At 75.5% G+C, this 17,235-nt stretch carries 16 protein-coding genes; 11 read left to right on the top strand and 5 right to left on the bottom strand.

What is annotated here, in order from left to right; genetic code table 11:
* The first annotated feature begins 149 nt into the window (after positions 1 to 149).
* From mtrA to hpf, 5 genes are all read left to right on the top strand, one after another.
* Positions 150 to 866, top strand: a complete 717-nt coding sequence (gene mtrA, locus ACI784_RS11660; RefSeq protein ID WP_456851630.1) for an MtrAB system response regulator MtrA — start codon at positions 150 to 152, stop codon at positions 864 to 866.
* Between the two features lie 201 nt (positions 867 to 1,067).
* Positions 1,068 to 2,813: an MtrAB system histidine kinase MtrB gene (gene mtrB, locus ACI784_RS11665; RefSeq protein WP_456923838.1), complete on the top strand. Its 1,746-nt coding sequence runs from the start codon at positions 1,068 to 1,070 to the stop codon at positions 2,811 to 2,813.
* Positions 2,810 to 4,528, top strand: a complete 1,719-nt coding sequence (locus ACI784_RS11670; RefSeq protein ID WP_456923837.1) for an LpqB family beta-propeller domain-containing protein — start codon at positions 2,810 to 2,812, stop codon at positions 4,526 to 4,528. The genes mtrB and ACI784_RS11670 overlap by 4 nt, the downstream gene beginning before the upstream one ends.
* An 81-nt stretch (positions 4,529 to 4,609) precedes the next feature.
* Positions 4,610 to 5,389 (top strand): ComF family protein, encoded by a 780-nt coding sequence (locus ACI784_RS11675; protein ID WP_457013595.1) that lies wholly within the window; start codon positions 4,610 to 4,612, stop codon positions 5,387 to 5,389.
* 38 nt (positions 5,390 to 5,427) lie between these two features.
* Entirely contained in the window at positions 5,428 to 6,105 is a 678-nt protein-coding gene (hpf, locus tag ACI784_RS11680) for a ribosome hibernation-promoting factor, HPF/YfiA family (protein WP_457013596.1), read from the top strand.
* A 42-nt stretch (positions 6,106 to 6,147) separates the two neighbouring features.
* Here the strand turns inward: hpf and ACI784_RS11685 are convergent, their stop codons facing one another.
* Both ACI784_RS11685 and ACI784_RS11690 read right to left on the bottom strand, forming a co-directional pair.
* A complete protein-coding gene (locus ACI784_RS11685; RefSeq protein ID WP_456923834.1) occupies positions 6,148 to 6,699 on the bottom strand; it encodes a GNAT family N-acetyltransferase in 552 nt (183 codons plus the stop codon).
* Between the two features lie 10 nt (positions 6,700 to 6,709).
* Positions 6,710 to 7,102 carry a PPOX class F420-dependent oxidoreductase gene (locus tag ACI784_RS11690; protein ID WP_456923833.1) on the bottom strand — a complete coding sequence of 131 codons (393 nt, stop codon included), beginning with the start codon at positions 7,100 to 7,102 and terminating at the stop codon, positions 6,710 to 6,712.
* Positions 7,103 to 7,161: 59 nt separating this feature from the next.
* Between ACI784_RS11690 and secA the strand changes: the two genes are divergently transcribed.
* Complete coding sequence (gene secA / locus ACI784_RS11695) at positions 7,162 to 10,242, top strand: preprotein translocase subunit SecA (RefSeq protein WP_457013597.1); 3,081 nt, start codon at positions 7,162 to 7,164, stop codon at positions 10,240 to 10,242.
* 78 nt (positions 10,243 to 10,320) lie between these two features.
* Here the strand turns inward: secA and ACI784_RS11700 are convergent, their stop codons facing one another.
* Together ACI784_RS11700 and ACI784_RS11705 are read right to left on the bottom strand one after the other, a co-directional pair.
* Entirely contained in the window at positions 10,321 to 10,887 is a 567-nt protein-coding gene (locus tag ACI784_RS11700) for an Rv3235 family protein (protein WP_457013598.1), read from the bottom strand.
* Positions 10,888 to 10,973: 86 nt separating this feature from the next.
* Positions 10,974 to 11,858, bottom strand: a complete 885-nt coding sequence (locus tag ACI784_RS11705) for a LysM peptidoglycan-binding domain-containing protein (protein ID WP_457013599.1) — start codon at positions 11,856 to 11,858, stop codon at positions 10,974 to 10,976.
* A gap of 99 nt (positions 11,859 to 11,957) precedes the next feature.
* Here ACI784_RS11705 and ACI784_RS11710 point away from each other — a divergent pair, with 99 nt between their 5' ends.
* Positions 11,958 to 12,527: a hypothetical protein gene (locus tag ACI784_RS11710; protein ID WP_457013600.1), complete on the top strand. Its 570-nt coding sequence runs from the start codon at positions 11,958 to 11,960 to the stop codon at positions 12,525 to 12,527.
* A 6-nt stretch (positions 12,528 to 12,533) separates the two neighbouring features.
* Here the strand turns inward: ACI784_RS11710 and ACI784_RS11715 are convergent, their stop codons facing one another.
* Positions 12,534 to 12,824, bottom strand: a complete 291-nt coding sequence (locus ACI784_RS11715; protein ID WP_456923828.1) for a helix-turn-helix domain-containing protein — start codon at positions 12,822 to 12,824, stop codon at positions 12,534 to 12,536.
* A 182-nt stretch (positions 12,825 to 13,006) separates the two neighbouring features.
* Here ACI784_RS11715 and ACI784_RS11720 point away from each other — a divergent pair, with 182 nt between their 5' ends.
* The 4 genes from ACI784_RS11720 to ACI784_RS11735 all read left to right on the top strand — a co-directional run bounded on the left by ACI784_RS11720 (position 13,007) and on the right by ACI784_RS11735 (position 17,216).
* Positions 13,007 to 13,873 carry an SAF domain-containing protein gene (locus ACI784_RS11720; protein ID WP_457013601.1) on the top strand — a complete coding sequence of 289 codons (867 nt, stop codon included), beginning with the start codon at positions 13,007 to 13,009 and terminating at the stop codon, positions 13,871 to 13,873.
* Positions 13,873 to 15,168, top strand: a complete 1,296-nt coding sequence (locus ACI784_RS11725; protein WP_457013602.1) for an AAA family ATPase — start codon at positions 13,873 to 13,875, stop codon at positions 15,166 to 15,168. Before ACI784_RS11720 ends, ACI784_RS11725 begins: the two co-directional genes overlap by 1 nt.
* 80 nt (positions 15,169 to 15,248) lie before the next feature.
* Positions 15,249 to 16,631 (top strand): WS/DGAT/MGAT family O-acyltransferase, encoded by a 1,383-nt coding sequence (locus ACI784_RS11730; protein ID WP_457013603.1) that lies wholly within the window; start codon positions 15,249 to 15,251, stop codon positions 16,629 to 16,631.
* Between the two features lie 72 nt (positions 16,632 to 16,703).
* Positions 16,704 to 17,216 carry a DUF6912 family protein gene (locus ACI784_RS11735; RefSeq protein WP_457013604.1) on the top strand — a complete coding sequence of 171 codons (513 nt, stop codon included), beginning with the start codon at positions 16,704 to 16,706 and terminating at the stop codon, positions 17,214 to 17,216.
* Positions 17,217 to 17,235 lie beyond the last annotated feature (19 nt).

Consider the following 17,235-nt stretch of genomic DNA (forward strand, 5'->3'; position numbering starts at 1 on the left):
GGGGCCGTGCCAGGACGTCACCAGGCTCTGGAAGGGGCCGTTCCAGCACCTCACCGGAGCTGGACTACTGCGACTGGGTGACACCAGTGGGGCACCCGTCCGGTCGATGACCGGGCGGGTGCCCTCGTTCCGTCGTCTTTCAGCGCAGAATGGGCGCCGTGCCACCCACCGCTCCCCAGAACGGCTCCAGCCGCGGCCGTGTCCTCGTCGTCGACGACGACGCCGCTCTCGCCGAGATGCTCGGCATCGTGCTGCGACGCGAGGGCTACGAACCGGCCTTCGTGTCCGACGGCAACCGCGCGGTGGGCGTGTTCCAGCAGACCCGGCCCGACATCGTGCTGCTCGACCTCATGCTGCCGGGCCGCAACGGCCTGCAGATCTGCCAGGACATCCGCACGCAGTCGACGGTGCCGATCGTCATGCTCACCGCGAAGGGCGACACGATCGACGTCGTCCAGGGGCTCGAGGCCGGCGCCGACGACTACGTCACCAAGCCGTTCAAGCCCGTCGAGCTGGTCGCCCGGGTGCGCGCCCAGCTGCGCCGCGGCGAGACCGGCCAGGCGGAGAGCCTCAGCATCGGCGACGTCCAGATCGACGTCCCGGCCCACCAGGTCACGCGGGACGGCGTCCCGATCGCGCTGACCCCGCTGGAGTTCGACCTGCTGGTGGCCCTGGCCCGCAAGCCGCGCCAGGTGTTCACCCGCGAGCTGCTACTCGAGCAGGTGTGGGGCTACCGGCACGCGGCCGACACCCGGCTGGTGAACGTCCACGTGCAGCGGCTGCGGGCCAAGATCGAGCGCGACCCGGAGAAGCCGGAGATCGTGCTGACCGTGCGCGGCGTGGGCTACAAGGCCGGCCCGCCGTGAGCGGACAGGCCCGTGAGCATCGCAGCGAGGGCCGGAGCCGACAGGGAGTGAGCATCGCAGCGAGCTCTGCGAGCGAGGAGCGGAGCGACCGCGGAGGCGACCTGTGATGTCGGCGAGGAGCGGAGCGGGCCGCGGGAGCGAACCGCATGGCACCGTGATCGAGCCGGCGGGCATCGCGACGGTGACCCGGCCCGCCGGACCGTGAGCACGACCCGGCCCGCGACCGAGGCCACCCCGGCGCCGGCGGAGGACGACGCGCCGTCGTCGTCCTCCGCCGGGGTGGTGACCCCGGCCGGGCCGCGGCAGGCGCGCCCGGCCGACCTGGCGTCGGTCCGCCGCCGGCTGCGCCGCCGCGTCGTGCGGGCGCGGGTGCTGGCGCGCCGGACGGGCGCCCGCGCCCTGCACGCGTGGCGCTCCTCGCTGCACGTACGGGTCGGGGCCATCACGATGGTGGTCGCCGGCACCGTCGTCGTGATCGTGAGCATGGTGCTGTTCACCCAGATCCGGGACCAACTGCTGTCGGTGAAACGGCAGGCCGCGGTGGACCAGGCGCAGGCCGGGGTGCTGTACGCGCAGAGCGAGGTGGCCGGCATCGCGACCGGCGACGCCGCGAGCGTCCGGTCGACCCTGGACCGCACCGTCAAGCAGCTCAAGGAGCGCGGCGGCCCGGCCGGCGACTTCGACGTCGTCATGGTCTACCGGAGCGGCGACACCGAGCGGCCGGCCCCGAGCCGCCGCTTCGTCTACCCGGCGATCCCGGCCGAGCTGCGCGCCGACGTCGCCTCGGGCGGCCAGTTCTCGCAGTACGCGATGATCCCGGACGCGACCGACGAGCCCCGCCCGACCCTGCTCATCGGCGCCCCCGTGCCCACCGACGCCGCGGCGCCGGAGCGGATCGAGCTGTACTACGCCTTCCCCCTCGACCAGGAGGAGGAGAGCCTGTCGCTGATCCGCAGCACCGTGGTGATCAGCGGCATCGCGCTCACGCTCTTCGTCGTCGGCATCGGGGTGCTGGTCACCCGGCTGGTCGTGGACCCGGTCCGCCGCGCCGCCGGCATCGCCCAGCGGCTGGCCGAGGGGCAGCTGGAGGAGCGGATGACCGTGCGCGGCGAGGACGACCTCGCCCGGCTGGCCACCAGCTTCAACGCGATGGCTGACAGTCTCCAGCGCCAGATCACGCAGCTGGAGGGGCTGTCCCAGCTGCAGCAGCGGTTCACCTCCGACGTCTCCCACGAGCTGCGGACGCCGCTGACCACGGTGCAGATGGCCGCCGAGATCCTCTACGAGTCCCGGGGCGACTTCCCCGCGCACGTGGCCCGCTCCGCCGAGCTGCTGCACACCGAGCTGGACCGCTTCGAGGCGCTGCTCACCGACCTGCTGGAGATCAGCCGCTACGACGCGGGGGCCGCCGTCCTGGACTGGGAGCCCACCGACCTCGGCGCCCTCGTGGGCCGGGTGGCGGGGGGCATGTCGGCGCTGGCCCGGCGGCACGGCTGCGAGCTGACCGTCACCGGCCCCGGCTCCGACGTCATCGCCGAGGTCGACGCGCGGCGGGTGGAGCGGATCCTGCGCAACCTGGTCGGCAACGCCATCGAGCACGGCGCCGGCCACCCCGTGGAGATCACCTGGGCCGCCAACCGGACGGCGGCGGCGGTGACCGTCCGCGACCACGGCGTCGGCCTGTCCTCGGCCGAGGCCCAGCACGTGTTCGACCGGTTCTGGCGGGCCGACCCGTCGCGGGTGCGCACCGTCGGCGGCAGCGGGCTGGGCCTGTCGATCAGCCTGGAGGACGCCCGCCTGCACGGCGGCTGGCTGCAGGTGTGGGGCCAGCCCGGCGTCGGTGCGCAGTTCCGCCTCACGCTCCCGCTGTCGGCCGGAGCGGACCTCACCAGCTCGCCGCTGCCGCTGCGCCCGGCGATCGCCCGCCGTCCCGGACCACGATCGTGAGGCGCCGCGTCGCCGTCCTGGCCCTCCTCCTGCCCGCGCTGCTGCCCGCCTGCTCGACGGTGCCGACGAGCTCGCCGACGGTGCAGATCACCCAGGCCCCCACCCGGCAGGACCGCGCCGTCGGGATCGAGCCGTTGTCGCCGGAGCAGGGCGCGACCCCGGAGGAGGTCGTGCGCGGCTTCCTCGACGCCGGGGCCAGCCGGGTCCGCGGCCACCCCGTGGCGCGGGAGCACATGGCCCCGGAGGCGGCCGGCGCGTGGTCGGACGAGGCCGGGATCACCGTCCTCGGCCAGGACTACGCGACGGTCACCACCGACGCCGGCTCGGTCGTGGTGACCGCCACGCTGGTCGGCACGGTCGACCAGCGCGGGGTGTTCACCGTGGGCGCCCAGGAGGTCTACACCCGGGAGTTCACCCTCACCGAGGTCGACGGGGAGTCGCGGATCACCAACCCGCCGGACGGGCTGCTGGTCCTCGAACCGGACTTCGAGCGGCTCTACGAGCGGCGGGACCTCTACTTCGTCGACCCCACCGGGCAGCGGGTGGTGCCCGACCCGCGGTACCTGATCAGCGGGGAGGCGCAGCCGACGGTGCTCGTCGAGCGGATGCTCGACGGGCCGTCCGCGTCGCTGGCGGCGGGGGTGCACAACGAGCTGGCCGGCGTCTCGCTGCGCAGCACGGTGACGGTCTCGGCGGAGTCGGTCACCGTCGACCTGACCGGGCTGGGCGACGCGCCGCCGTCGCGGCTGGCCGAGCTCTCCGCCCAGCTGGTGTGGACCCTCGAGCAGTTGCCGGTCAGCTCGGTCGACATCCTGGTCGACGGTCAGCCGCTGCGCATCGAGGGCGTCACGCCGGTGCAGTCGACCGACACCTGGTCGGCCTTCGACCCCGACACCGTCCCGGTCGGCGCGGTCGGCCACTACGTCCAGGCCGGGGCGCTGCGCACGGTCGAGAACGCCGCGGCGCCCGGCCCGGCCGGCACCGGCGCCTACGTGCTGACCAGCGCCGCGGTCTCGATCGACCGGCGCACCGGCGAGCCCACGGCGATGGTCGGCACCACCGGGGACGACGGCCAGGCGACGCTGCTGGCCGGCGCCTACGGCGGTGACCTGACCGCGGTGCTGTCGGGCACGACCCTCAGCGAGCCGACCGTCGCCGCGACGCGCGGGGAGTTCTGGCTGATCCGGGACGGCGGCGCGGTCGTCCGGGTGCCGGCCGGCGGCACCCCGCAGTCGGTCAGCGCGCCGACGCTGCCCGGCCTCGGGCGCGCCTCGGAGCTGCAGCTCTCACCCGACGGCGTCCGCGCCGCCGTGGTGGTGGACGACGGGCAGCGCGAGGCTCTCTACGTCGGCACCGTGGTGCGCTCCGACGAGGGGCCCGTCGCGCTGCGCGACCTGCGGGAGGTGGCGCCCACGTTGTCCTCGGTCGCCGACGTGGCCTGGCGGACGGCGGGCAGCCTGCTGGTGCTGGCCGGGGACGCCGGTGAGGACCGCGTCGTCCCCTACACGGTCGGGGTGGACGGCTGGGGCCTGACCGCCGTGCCGACGGCCGGGCTGCCCAGCCAGCCCACCCGGGTGGCGGCCGCCCCCGGCCGGCCGCCGCTGGTGAGCGCCGGCGGCACCATCTGGCAGTGGCAGGTGGCCGGCGGCACCTGGGTGACGCTGGTCCGCGGCGAGCAGCCGCTGCCGGGGGAGGAGCCCTTCTACCCGGTGTGAGCCGGTGTCCACCTGCCGGCCGGTGTCCACAGATGCCGGCCGCCCCTGGGCCGACGGCGTCCCGACGGCGACGCTGGGGGAGTGGACGGCGGCCTGCTCGCGGCGCTGACCGACCTGCTCCTGCCGCGGCTGTGCGCCGGGTGCGAGCTGCCCGGCGCGGTGCTGTGCCGGCGCTGCGCGGCGCTGCTCACCGTGCCGCGCCTGGCCCAGCCGCGGCGCTTCCCGGCCGGGTTCCCGCCCACGGTGGCCGCGGGCGCCTACGCCGGCCCCGTGCGCCCGGCGGTCAACGCGTTCAAGGAGCGTGGCCGCGCCGAGCTGGCCCGTCCACTGGGAGCGGCCCTGGCGCTCGCCGTCGCCGGGGTGCTCGCCGGGCTGCCGACCGTGCCCGGGCCGGTGTGGCTGGTCCCGGTGCCGAGCGGGCGGGCCGCGCTGCGCACCCGCGGCCGCGACCACGTGCGGGAGCTGACCGGCCGCGCCGTCGCCGAACTGCGGGCCGCGGGGCTGCCGGCGGCGGAGGTCCGGCTGCTGCGACGCTCCGGGCGGGCCCGTGACTCCGCCGGGCTGTCGGCGGCGCAGCGGCGGGCCAACCTGGCCGGCACCTTCGCCCTGCGCGGCGAGCCGCCACCGCGTCCACCGGGCGTGGCCCTCGTGGTGGTCGACGACGTCGTGACCAGCGGCGCGACCCTCACCGAGGCCGCCGCCCAGCTGGCCTCCGTGGTACCGGAACCGGGCCCGCCGGTGCTCGCCGCGGTGGTCGCCGCCACCCCCCGACGGGCCTCCGCGGGGGCTCCGGCGGGAGGTCCCGGACCCGGCCGAAGCGGCCGCCAAGGTCGACTGTCGGGACCCGGGAACGGCGACTAGCGTGGAACCGATCACAGCCCGTCCTACCGGGAGGTCTCATGGAGATCGTGGTCCGTGGCCGCAACGTCGAAGTCCCCGAGCACTACCGACAGCACGTCGAGGACAAGGTCGGCCAGCTCGAACGTTTCGACGGCAAGTTGAAGATCCTCCGCGTCGACGTGGAGCTCTTCCACGAGAAGAACCCGCGCCAGTCCTCGCAGTGCCAGCGCGTGGAGATCACCCTCAGGGGCAAGGGCCCCGTCATCCGAGCCGAGGCCAGCGCCCCGGACTTCTACTCCGGCCTCGACCTGGCGGCCGGAAAGCTCGAGCACCGGTTGCGCAAGGCGGCCGACCGCCGCCGCGTGCACCACGGTCGGCGCACCCCCGCCACCGTCCGCGTCGGCGGTGGAGCCGAGCCCGGCGTCCTCGAGGCACTGGACCGCGAACGTCAGCTCGCCGCCGAGGGGCCGCACGTCACGGACCTCGACGAGCACCTGCCCGGGCGGATCGTCCGGGAGAAGCACCACCCCGCCACCCCGATGACCGTCGACCAGGCCCTCCACGAGATGGAACTGGTCGGCCACGACTTCTTCCTGTTCCAGTGCGCCGACACCGGCCAGCCGACGGTGGTCTACCGGCGGCACGCCTACGACTACGGCCTCATCCGGCTCGTCGACGCCCCGCTCGACGGCAAGCTCGAGCAGCAGCCCGCCCAGCCCGCGGCGGCCCCTCTCTGATCGCGCGGCGGGCGGAGCGCGGGAGGCGCCCCGCCCGCCGTCTCAGTCCCCGGCGACCCGGCCGAACAGCACCGCGTCCGCGCGGGTGCCGTCCCGCCGGTCCAGGCACGAGCGCACCAGCCCCTCACGGGTGAAGCCGGCCCGCTCGGCGACGATCTGCGACGCGGTGTTGTCCACGTCGGCGACCAGGTGCACCCGGGGTGCCCCCAGCCCCAGCGCCCACTCCGCCAGCGCGTGCGCCGTCTCCGCGGCGTACCCGCGGCCGCGGGCCCACGGCGCGATCCAGTAGCCGACCTCCGGCCCGAACCGGCCCTCGCGCAGGTGCACGCCGCCCGACCCCACGAACTCCCCGTCGGCCTCGACCGCCACCGGCAGGCCGCGGCCCTCCGCCCGCTCCCGTGGCGCCACGTCGGCCACCCAGGCACGGGCGTCGGCCCGGGTGTAGGGCACCGGGACCGTGGCGATCCACTGCTGGATGCCCGGGTCCTGGCAGGCGCGCAGGACGGCGTCCTCGTCGTCGGGGCGGTGGGGGCGCAGCACCAGCCGGTCCGTGCGCACCACCTCGGTGGTCAGGTCGATGCCGGACAGTTCCACGCCTGCAGTCTCAGGCGTTCCCCAGGACGCGGTCGACCGAGATCTCCAGGACCACCCGCGCCGGGTTCGCCCGCGGGGTGCGGTAGCGGCGGGCGTAGCGGTCCTCGGCGTCGGCCACCGACGCGGCGTCCTCCCGCACCACCGCCGTCCCCTCGAGGGTCACCCACCGGCGTCCGTCGACCTGGCAGACGGCGACCCGTGACTGCCCCGACCGCACGTGGCGGGCCTTGGCCGAGCCCCCCGAGGTGATGACCCGCGCGGTGCGGGTGGCCGCGTCGTAGGTCACCCCGACCGGGACGACGTGCGGGCTGCCGTCCGGGCGCAGGGTCGTGAGCGTGGCCAGGTGCCGTTCGGTGAGGAAGGTGAGCAGGCCGGGGCCCAGGTCGTCCAAGTGGTGCGCCACCCCGGGATTGTCGCCGTCAACCACCTGTCCCGCTGCGGACGCCGCCTACGCTGGGGTACGTGGTGTTCTCGAAGATCCTCCGTGCCGGTGAGGGCAAGATCCTCCGACGGCTGAACAAGATCGCTGACGCGGTCGAGTCGCTGGCGGACGACGTCGCCGACCTCACCGACGCGGAGCTGCGGGCCAAGACCGACGAGTTCAGGGAGCGGCTGGAGGAGGGGGAGACCCTCGACCACCTCCTGCCCGAGGCCTTCGCCGTCGTCCGCGAGGCCGCCACCCGGACGCTGGGCCAGCGGCACTTCCGCGTCCAGATCATGGGCGGCGCCGCGCTGCACCTGGGCAACATCGCCGAGATGCGCACCGGTGAGGGCAAGACGCTGACCGGCGTCCTCCCGGCCTACCTCAACGCGCTGGCCGGCCAGGGCGTGCACGTCGTCACGGTCAACGACTACCTGGCCAAGCGCGACGCCGAGTGGATGGGGCGGGTGCACCGCTTCCTCGGCCTGTCGGTCGGCACGATCCTCTCCGGCGAGCGCCCGGCGCACCGCCGCGAGCAGTACGCCTGCGACATCACCTACGGCACGAACAACGAGTTCGGCTTCGACTACCTGCGCGACAACATGGCTTGGAGCAAGGCCGACCTCGTGCAGCGCGGGCACCACTACGCGATCGTCGACGAGGTCGACTCCATCCTCATCGACGAGGCCCGCACCCCGCTGATCATCAGCGGTCCGGCCGAGTCGGCCGGCAAGTGGTACGTCGAGTTCGCCCGGATCGTGCCGCTGATGAAGCGCGACACCCACTACGAGGTGGAGGAGGCCAAGCGCACGGTCGCCGTCACCGAGGAGGGCGTCGAGTTCGTCGAGGACCAGCTCGGCATCGACAACCTCTACGAGGCGGTCAACTCCCCGCTGATCAGCTACCTGAACAACGCGCTCAAGGCCAAGGAGCTCTACCACCGCGACCAGCAGTACATCGTCACCAACGGCGAGGTGCTGATCGTCGACGAGTTCACCGGCCGGGTGCTGTCCGGACGGCGCTACAACGAGGGCATGCACCAGGCCATCGAGGCCAAGGAGCGGGTGCAGATCAAGGACGAGAACCAGACCCTCGCCACGATCACCCTGCAGAACTACTTCCGGCTCTACGAGAAGCTCTCCGGGATGACCGGCACGGCCCAGACCGAGGCCGCCGAGCTCTCCCAGACCTACAAGCTGGGCGTCGTCCCCATCCCGACGAACCGGCCGATGGTCCGCGAGGACCGCTCCGACGTCATCTACAAGACCGAGCAGGCGAAGTTCGACGCGGTCATCGACGACATCGCCGAGCGGAACGAGAAGGGCCAGCCGGTGCTGGTCGGCACCGCCAGCGTGGAGAAGTCCGAAGTGCTCTCCAAGCTGCTGCTGCGACGCGGCATCCCGCACGAGGTCCTGAACGCGAAGAACCACGCGCGTGAGGCGCACATCGTCGCCCAGGCCGGGCGGCTGGGCGCGGTCACCGTGGCCACCAACATGGCCGGCCGCGGTACCGACATCCAGCTCGGCGGCAACCCCGACTTCATCGCCGACGAGGCGCTGCGGGCCCGCGGGCTGTCGCCGGCGGAGACGCCGGAGGAGTACGAGGCCGCCTGGGACGACGCGCTGGCCAAGGCCAGGGAGCAGGTCAAGGCCGAGCACGAGGAGGTCGCCGACGCCGGCGGGCTGTACGTGCTGGGCACCGAGCGGCACGAGAGCCGCCGCATCGACAACCAGCTGCGCGGCCGCTCCGGCCGGCAGGGCGACCCGGGTGAGTCGCGGTTCTACCTGTCGCTGGGCGACGACCTCATGCGCCGGTTCAACGGCCCGATGCTCGAGTCGATGATGACCACGCTGCGGGTCCCCGACGACCAGCCGATCGAGTCGAAGATGGTCACCCGGGCGATCCGCTCGGCGCAGACGCAGGTCGAGCAGCAGAACTTCGAGGTCCGCAAGGACGTCCTGAAGTACGACGAGGTGCTCAACCGCCAGCGCACCGTCATCTACGACGAGCGGCGCAAGGTGCTCGACGGCCAGGACCTGCACGAGCAGGTGCGCGCGATGGTCGACGACGTGATCAGCGCCTACGTCGACGGCGCGACCGAGACCGGGTACGCCGAGGACTGGGACCTCGAGCAGCTGTGGACCGGCCTCAAGGCCCTCTACCCGGTGGGCCTGGACCGCGACGAGCTGATCGACCGCGTGGCCGACGGCGACCAGGCGGGGCTGACCGCCGACGTCCTGAAGCGGGAGCTGCTCGACGACGTCCACCGCGCCTACGAGGAACGGGAGGCCGCCCTCGGCTCGGAGGTCACCCGCGAGCTCGAGCGGCGGGTGCTGCTGTCGGTGCTGGACCGCAAGTGGCGCGAGCACCTCTACGAGATGGACTACCTGCGGGCCGGCATCCACCTGCGCGCGATGGCCAACCGCGACCCGGTCGTGGAATACCAGCGCGAGGGCTACGACATGTTCAACCAGATGCTCGACGGCATCAAGGAGGAGTCGGTCGGCTTCCTGTTCAACCTGGAGGTCAAGACCAAGGAGCAGCAGGAGGTGGAGGCCGCGGCCAAGCAGGCCGAGGCCGAGGCGAAGGCCCTCGCCGCCGCCCAGGAGGGGACGGCGCGGGTGCTGGCCCGCCAGGCCGCGGCCGCGAAGGCGGCGCAGGCCGCGGCAGCGGCCTCCACCCCCGCCCCGGCCGCCGCGGCAGCGGCCGCCGCCCCCGCTCCGGCCGCCGCGGCAGCGGCCGCCGCCCCCGCTCCGGCCGAGGCTCCGGCGGCCTCGGCCGGGGGGCAGCCCGAGGCTCCGGTCGCGCCGCCGGCGAAGGCCCCGACCGCCCGCCGGTCGGCGCCCACCGCCCGCCCCGCCCAGGCCGCTCCCGACGAGCCGGCGTCGACGGGCACCGGGCCGCAGCTGGCGGTCAAGGGCCTGGAGGAGCCGCGCCGGTCGACCGAGCAGCTGAGCTACTCGGCACCGAGCCTGGACGCCTCGCCCAAGGAGAGCGGTCCGGCCAAGGCGGCCAAGACCGCGACGGTCACCGGCACCAAGGAGCCGGCGCGCAACGCGCCGTGCCCCTGCGGGTCGGGCCGGAAGTACAAGGCCTGCCACGGCGCCCCCTCCGGCGCCTGATCCCTGACGACGACGCCCCCGCCGGTCCGACCGGCGGGGGCGTCGTCGTCCGTGCCGTCCCGGGGCCGTCGTTCCACCTCAGCCGATCTGCAGGGCGGTGCACCGCCACCGGCCGTCGATGCCCTCCAGCCGCGCCGCCACCGCGTGCGCGCGGCCGGAGCGGCGTGCCACGGCGGTGACCTCCGCGACCCCGTCGACCGGCTCGCACACGTGCACGGGGCCGAGCAGCACCGGGGCGGTGCTGCCCGAGCACCAGCGCGGCCGGCGTCCGCTGGTCAGGGCGGCGAAGACCCCGACCGACGTCAGTGACTGGACCTGGGCCAGCGGTCGGAGCCCCGTCAGCGCCTCGAGGGTCAGCAGGAGCAGCCGCCGGCCGGCCGGCTTCGGGTCGGGCAGGTCGGCGCGACCGGACCAGGCCGGCCCGAAGCCGGTCGCACAGCCGGCCGGGCCGCGGTCGGGACGGATCCGCGGACCCGGGCGGTGCGCCGGGCGCGGCACCGCGACCCCGGGGAGGACCAGCCGGCGGGCCGGTTCCTCGTCCAGCGGCGGCTGCGGGGTGGGCACGACGACCAGGCGCAGCGGAGCGGCGGGGAGCGGCCGCGCCTCGGCGTGGGGCGGCGCGGTGGGGGAGAGGGGCGCGGTCATCGGGTGCTCCGGTGCTCGGGGTGGGATCGGGGACGGGGCGGCGGTCACGGCGCCGCTGGTGGGTTCAGGACCTGGCCGGGCGGCGGTCACGGCGCCGCAGGTGGGTTCAGGACCTGGCCGGGCAGCAGGACGTCGGGGTCCGGGCCGATGACCGCCGCGTTCGCCCGCCACCAGGCGTGGACGGCCGCCGCGACCTCACCGCCGCTGGGCGGACGGCCGGTGCGCCGCCGGAGGTCGGCGGAGGCGATGTCCCAGAGGCACTCGCCGCGCAGGACCACGTGGGTGCCGGACGCCGGCATCGGCCAGTCGGGGACCGCCTCGGGCTGAGGTGATCCGGTGGCGACCGGTGCGGGCCGTGCCGGTGTCGCGGACTCCGTCGACGTTGCGGGCTCGGCGGGCTCAGTGGGCTCGGTGGGTGCCGTGGGCGTGCCCGCCGGCGCGCGGTCGGTGGCGGTGGGCCAGTCCGCGATGCGGCCGGGCCAGTCCGCGATGTGGCGGGGCCCGTCCGCGATGCGGCCGGGCCCGTCCGCGACGACGCCCGCCGGATCCGGCCGGACGTCCGTGGGGGCCGGCCCGGCGACCGCCGCCGGTGCTGCGGCCGCCGGACCGGGGCCGCACGCGGTCAGCAGCGGGCCCCCGGCGACGAGGCCGACGCCGAGTGCCAGGGCCGCGGCCCTCCGTGCGCCGGCGGGCAGGAGGCGGCGGGCGAGCGTGCGGGAGAGGGCGCCGACGGCACCCGGGACCGCGGACAGCGCGGTCAGCGCGAGGCCGAGCACGCCCCAGGCCCAGACGGTCCACGCGGCGGCGGCCACGGCACCGAGGAGGAGTGCCTCGGCCCCTCGGTCGTCGGCGGCCCGCTGCAGGTCCAGGCCGTACCCGGAGACCCAGCCGAGGTCCGGGGTCAGCGCACGGAGGGCGACCGCGACCGCGGCCATGGCCAGGCCCGTGCCCAACAGGCGGCGGATCGACATGTCTCCTCCTCGACTCAGCGACGGATCGAGACCAAACCACGCAAACGCAACCAAACGCAAGATTCGACATCCATCTACGCTTGGTCGAGGAGGTGCACCATGCGCTGGCAACAGCTGTTCACCGATCTGCAGGCGGAGTTCGACGCCGCCGAGGCCGCGATGGAGCGGGCCGAGGAGGGGTCCCGTCGCCGCGCCGAACTGGGCGCGGTCCGGCTTCCCGAGCGGGTGGCGGGGTCGGTGGGCCGGCGCGTCGGTCTGCGGTGCCGGGGCGCCGGGGACGTGGCCGGGACGCTCACCGACGTCGGCAGCGACTGGCTCCTGCTGGCCGACGACGCCCGGCGCGAGGTACTGGTGGCGTTCGCGTCGGTGCGGTCGGTGGGCGGCCTGGGGCGGGGCACGGCGGTGGCCGAGCCCGAGGGGGCGGTGCGGGGTCGACTCGACCTGCGGCGCGCGCTGCGCGGCCTGGCCCGCGACCGGGCCGCCGTCCAGGTGGTCCTCGACGACGGCTCCGTGCACGTCGGCACGGTCGACGGTGTGGGCGCGGACTTCTTCGAGCTCGCCGAGCACGACCCCGACCAGCCGCGACGCGCCGATGCGGTACGGGGCGTGCGGGTGGTGGCGCTCTCGGCGGTCGCGGTGGTGCGGACGCTCGCGCCCGGTCTCGGCTGAGCCGGGTCAGCGCCGGCGGCGACCGCCGGTGGCGGAGGGGGTGCTCTCGGCGTCCTGCTCGGCGGGCTCGTCGGACTCCGCGGGGGCGGGCTGCTCCGGCGCGGTGCCGGCGCGGGCCTCGGCGTACTTCTGCTGGATGAAGCGCTCCAGCTCGTCCACCTCCACGCGCCACTGGCCGCGGCCGCCGATCTGGATGGCAATGAGCTCCTTGCGGCGGACGAGCGCGTAGGCCTGCGACCACGACACGTTGAGGATCTCGGCGACGTCGTCGAGGGTCAGGAAGCGCGGTGTGGGCATCAGGTCTCTCCGTCCGGTCCCGCCCAGTCTGGCAGCCCCGTCCGGGTGGCATGCGCGTCGTCCACACCCGAACGTGTGGACGGCGACTGCGGCGATACGCGTCCGTGCCGCATCATCTGCGTCCGACCGTCACCCAACGAGGTCGTCGACGACGATCCGCAGCCCCGAAGGAACCGCTGGCCGTGAGCTCGCCGATCACCACCCCCACCTCGCCGCGTCCGGCCGACCCGGTCGCGGGGCCGGTGCCGCGGCGCGTGCGGCCGCCGCGCTGGCTGGACCTGCGCCTCGTGCTCGGTGTCCTCCTCGTGCTGGGGTCGGTGCTGCTGGGCGCCCGTGTGGTCGCGCCCGCCGACGCCACCGTGCCGGTCTGGTCGGCCACCGGCGACCTGGCCGCGGGCACCGTCCTCACCGCGGCCGACCTCGTCGCGGTCGACGTCCGACTCGACGGTGCGGCGGGGGCGTACCTGGCGGCCGGCACCCGGCCGGAGGGGCGCACGCTCGCGCGAGCGGTGCGGGCCGGCGAGCTGCTGCCCCGCGCCTCCCTCGAGGAGCCGGCCGAACTGGTCCAGGTCGCCCTGCCGGTGCAGGCGGGCTACGTCCCACCGGGTCTGGTACGCGGTCAGGTGGTGGACGTCTACGCCGTCGCGGACCCGGCGGTCGGCGCCACCGGTCCCTCCGACGTCTCGCTGGTCGTCGGCGCGGCCCCCGTCCAGGCGATCTCCGGGCGCGCCGAGGGGGTGCTGTCCACGGCGACGACGACGGTGCAGGTGGTGGTCTCGGTGCCGGCCGGCCGCGCCCCGGCGGTGCTCGGTGCCATCGCCGGCCGGCCGCTGGTCGTCGTCGTGCACGAGTCGGTGGACGCCCCGTCGCCGGACGGGGCGGCCACCGTGCCCACCGGTGCCGCCGCTGCCTCGGGCCCCGCTGCCTCCGCCCCCGGTGCCTCCGCACCCGCCAGGGGCACGGGAGTGGAGGGGCAGCCCGTGGCCGAGACGCCGGCCGGCGAACCCTCGCCCGGGCAGCCGGACGCCGCCACGGAGCCGGCGCCCTGATGGCCGTGCAGGTCTTCACCGCCGTCACCGGGGCGGGGTGGGAGTCGGAGCTGGTCGGTGCGCTGGACCGGACCGACCACGGGGTCACCGTCGTCCGCCGGTGCGTCGACGTCTCCGAGTTGCTCGCGGCCGCCGCCACCGGCACCGGCCAGGCCGCACTGCTCTCCGCCGACCTGCGACGGCTGGACGCCGACGCGGTGTCGCGCCTGGCCGCCGCCGGTGTCGCCGTGGTCGGGCTCGTCGATCCCGGCGACGACCGGGCGGCGGACCGGTTGCGCGCACTCGGCGTGGTGCACGTGCTGCCGGCCGACACCGAGCCCGGCGGCATCGCCCAGGCGCTGCGGGACGCGGTCACCGGCGGGCTCCGGACCGGGCGGGACATCGCCGATCCGCGCGCGGCCCTGCCCGCGACGACGCCGGCCGCTGCGCCCGTGGAGCGGCAGCCGGGCGCGGGACGGGTCGTCGCGGTGTGGGGGCCGACGGGCGCCCCCGGGCGGACGACGGTCGCGGTCGGGCTCGCCGACGAGGCGGCCCGGCTGGACGTGCGGACCCTGCTGGTCGATGCCGACGTGTACGGCGGGGTGGTGGCCCAGGTGCTGGGCCTGCTGGACGAGTCGCCCGGACTGGCCGGCGCGGCCCGCCAGGCGCTGGCGGGGACGCTCGACGACGCCGCCCTGACGCGGCTGGCCTGGGCGGTGCGCCCACGGCTCGGCGTCCTGACCGGCCTCGCGCGGGCCGACCGCTGGCCCGAGCTGCGGCCGCACGGCGTGGCGGCGGTGCTCGAGGAGGCGCGCCGAGCGGCCGACCTGACCGTCGTCGACTGTTCCTTCAGCCTGGAGGAGGACGAGGAGCTGTCCTTCGACACCGCGGCGCCCCGCCGCAACGGGGTGACGCTGACCGTCCTCGAGGCCGCGGACACGGTGATCTGCGTCAGCGGCGCCGATCCGGTCGCCCTGCAGCGCACGATCCGGGCCCTCGGGGAGCTGCGGGACGCCGTCCCGGGCGTCGAGCCGGTGGTCGTGGTCAACCAGGTGCGCCGCGGCCCCGTGCCGGGCGACCCGCGCCGGGAGATCGCCGAGGCGCTGGACCGGTTCGCCGGGCAGCCGGTGGCCGCCTTCCTGCCCGCGGACCGGCGCGCGACCGATGCCGCCCTCGCGGACGGCCGCACCCTCGCCGAGGTCGCGCCGGCGTCCCCGCTGCGGACCGAGTTGCGGGCGCTCGCCGCGTCCGTCGCCGGCGTGCGCCGGCCGGCGACCGGCCGTCGGCGCGTCGGCTCCCGGCGACGAGCCGGCTGAGGCGGGCGCGTGATCCTCGTCAGCGGGTGCCGACCGGATCGCCCCCGTCGTAGCGTGGGCCTCCGAGCGGGAGGAGGCCGATGGTGGAGCGACTGACCACCCTGGACGCGTCCTTCCTGTACCTGGAGAAGCCGGACAGCCCGATGCACGTGGCCGGGGTGCTGGTGCTCGAGCCGCCGCCGGGCGGCCTGGAGGCGATCGCCGCGCTGGTCGAGGCCCGGCTGCCGCTGGTCCCGCGCTACCGGCAGCGGGTCCTGGAGGTCCCCGGGCACCTGGCCAACCCCGTGTGGGTCGACGACCCCGACTTCGACGCCGAGTACCACGTGCGGCGGTCGGCGGTGCCGCGTCCGGGCACCGAGACGCAGCTGCTCGACCTGGTCTCCCGCGTGACCGCGCGACCGCTGGACCGCAGCCGCCCGTTGTGGGAGCTCTACCTCGTGGAGGGCCTGGCCGAGGGTCGGGTCGCGGTCGTCACCAAGACCCACCCGGCCCTCGTCGACGGGCTCGGGGCGGTGGACATCGGGCAGGTGTTGCTGGACCCCGTCCCGGACGTCGTCCTCCCGGAGCCGGAACCGTGGCGCCCCCGTCGGCTGCCGACCACCCTGCGACTGGTCCGCGACGCCGTGGAGGAGTACGTCGCCCGGCCCACGGCGGTGGTGGACACCGCGCGCCACGCCGTCTCCGACCTGCGGACCACCGGCGTCCGCATGGGCAGCGCCGTCGGCGGCGTGGCCCGGGCCACCCGGTCGGCGCTGTCCGCCGCGCCACGCAGTCCGCTGAACGCGGCCAACGGCAGCCAGCGGCGGGTCGCGGTGGCGCGCGCGGACCTCGACGACGTCAAGGCGGTGCGCAAGGCGCACGGCGGGACGGTCAACGACGTCCTGCTCACCGTGGTCGCGGGAGCGCTGCGCGACTGGCTGCTGTCCCGCGGGCAGGCCGTGCTCGGCTCCACCTCCGTCCGGGCCATGGTGCCGGTCTCCGTGCAGGGCGAGGAGGAGGACGCTCCCGGCAACCGGGTCTCCAGCTACCTCGTGGACCTGCCCGTGGGGGAGCCGAACCCGCGGGTGCGGCTCGCGCGGATCAGCTACGCGATGCGGGGGGTGAACCAGCAGGGCCGGTCGGTGGGGGCGCAGACGCTCATCGCCCTGACCGGCTTCGCCCCGCCCACCCTGCACGCCCTCGGCGCGCGGGCGGCGCGAGGACTGTCCCGCCGCGTGTCGAACCTGGTGATCACCAACGTGCCCGGCCCGCAGCAGCCGCTGTACGCGGCGGGGGGACGGATGCTGGAGGTCGTCCCCGTGGTGCCGCTGGCGCCGGGACAGGGTCTGTCGGTCGGCATCACCAGCTACGACGGCCGCCTCTTCTTCGGGTTGAACGCCGACCGGGACAGGGTGGCCGACGTCGACGTGCTCGCCGACCTCATCGAGCAGGAGATCGCGACGCTGGTCGATACCGCCGGCTGAGCCGAGGGCGGACGGCGCCGCCGACCGCCGGGATACCGTCGCGCTGACCGCCAGCGAAGAGGAGTCAGCCCGGTGCGTGTGTATCTGCCTGCGACGACGAGCGTCCTGCGGACCCTCGTGGACGACGGTCGCCTGGCCGGCCCGCACACCGCCTTCGCGGTGACCCCGCGGCTGCGGGAGTTCTACGCGGTCAGTGACGCGGGAGCCGACGTGGAGGAACTGGAGTACGCGGCCCTCCTCGGCGCCGCCCGCGCCAGCCTGCGGCTGCTCGACATCGACCCGGCCGCGGTCCGCCGCCGCGTGGTGCTGGCCGCCGACGTCCCCGACGCCGCGGTCACCGAGATGGAGGACCCCGACACCGAGCCCGGCGCCGTGCGGGTCACCGCGGACGTCGCCCTGCGTGACGTCGCGAGCGCCCACATCGACGGTGCCGACGCGGAGGACGACGTGCGGGCCGCGGTCAACGTCGTCCTGGAGGCCGATCTGGGCAGCGAGGACGCGCAGTTCGTCGTCGACCAGGCCGAGGGGCACGAGCTGGCCTGGTACGCCAGCCAGGAGATCGGCACGGTGCTCGAGCTGCTCTGACCGGCGTTCGGTTCCCCCG

The sequence above is a fragment of the Geodermatophilus sp. SYSU D01186 genome, from assembly GCF_054050215.1.

Coding starts and splice junctions, on each gene's coding strand:
- mtrA (WP_456851630.1), top strand. CDS start 150: ATGGGCGCCGTGCCACCCACCGCTCCCCAGAACGGCTCCAGCCGCGGC.
- hpf (WP_457013596.1), top strand. CDS start 5,428: ATGGAGATCGTGGTCCGTGGCCGCAACGTCGAAGTCCCCGAGCACTAC.
- ACI784_RS11700 (WP_457013598.1), bottom strand. CDS start 10,887: ATGACCGCGCCCCTCTCCCCCACCGCGCCGCCCCACGCCGAGGCGCGG.
- ACI784_RS11705 (WP_457013599.1), bottom strand. CDS start 11,858: ATGTCGATCCGCCGCCTGTTGGGCACGGGCCTGGCCATGGCCGCGGTC.
- ACI784_RS11710 (WP_457013600.1), top strand. CDS start 11,958: ATGCGCTGGCAACAGCTGTTCACCGATCTGCAGGCGGAGTTCGACGCC.
- ACI784_RS11715 (WP_456923828.1), bottom strand. CDS start 12,824: ATGCCCACACCGCGCTTCCTGACCCTCGACGACGTCGCCGAGATCCTC.
- ACI784_RS11725 (WP_457013602.1), top strand. CDS start 13,873: ATGGCCGTGCAGGTCTTCACCGCCGTCACCGGGGCGGGGTGGGAGTCG.
- ACI784_RS11730 (WP_457013603.1), top strand. CDS start 15,249: ATGGTGGAGCGACTGACCACCCTGGACGCGTCCTTCCTGTACCTGGAG.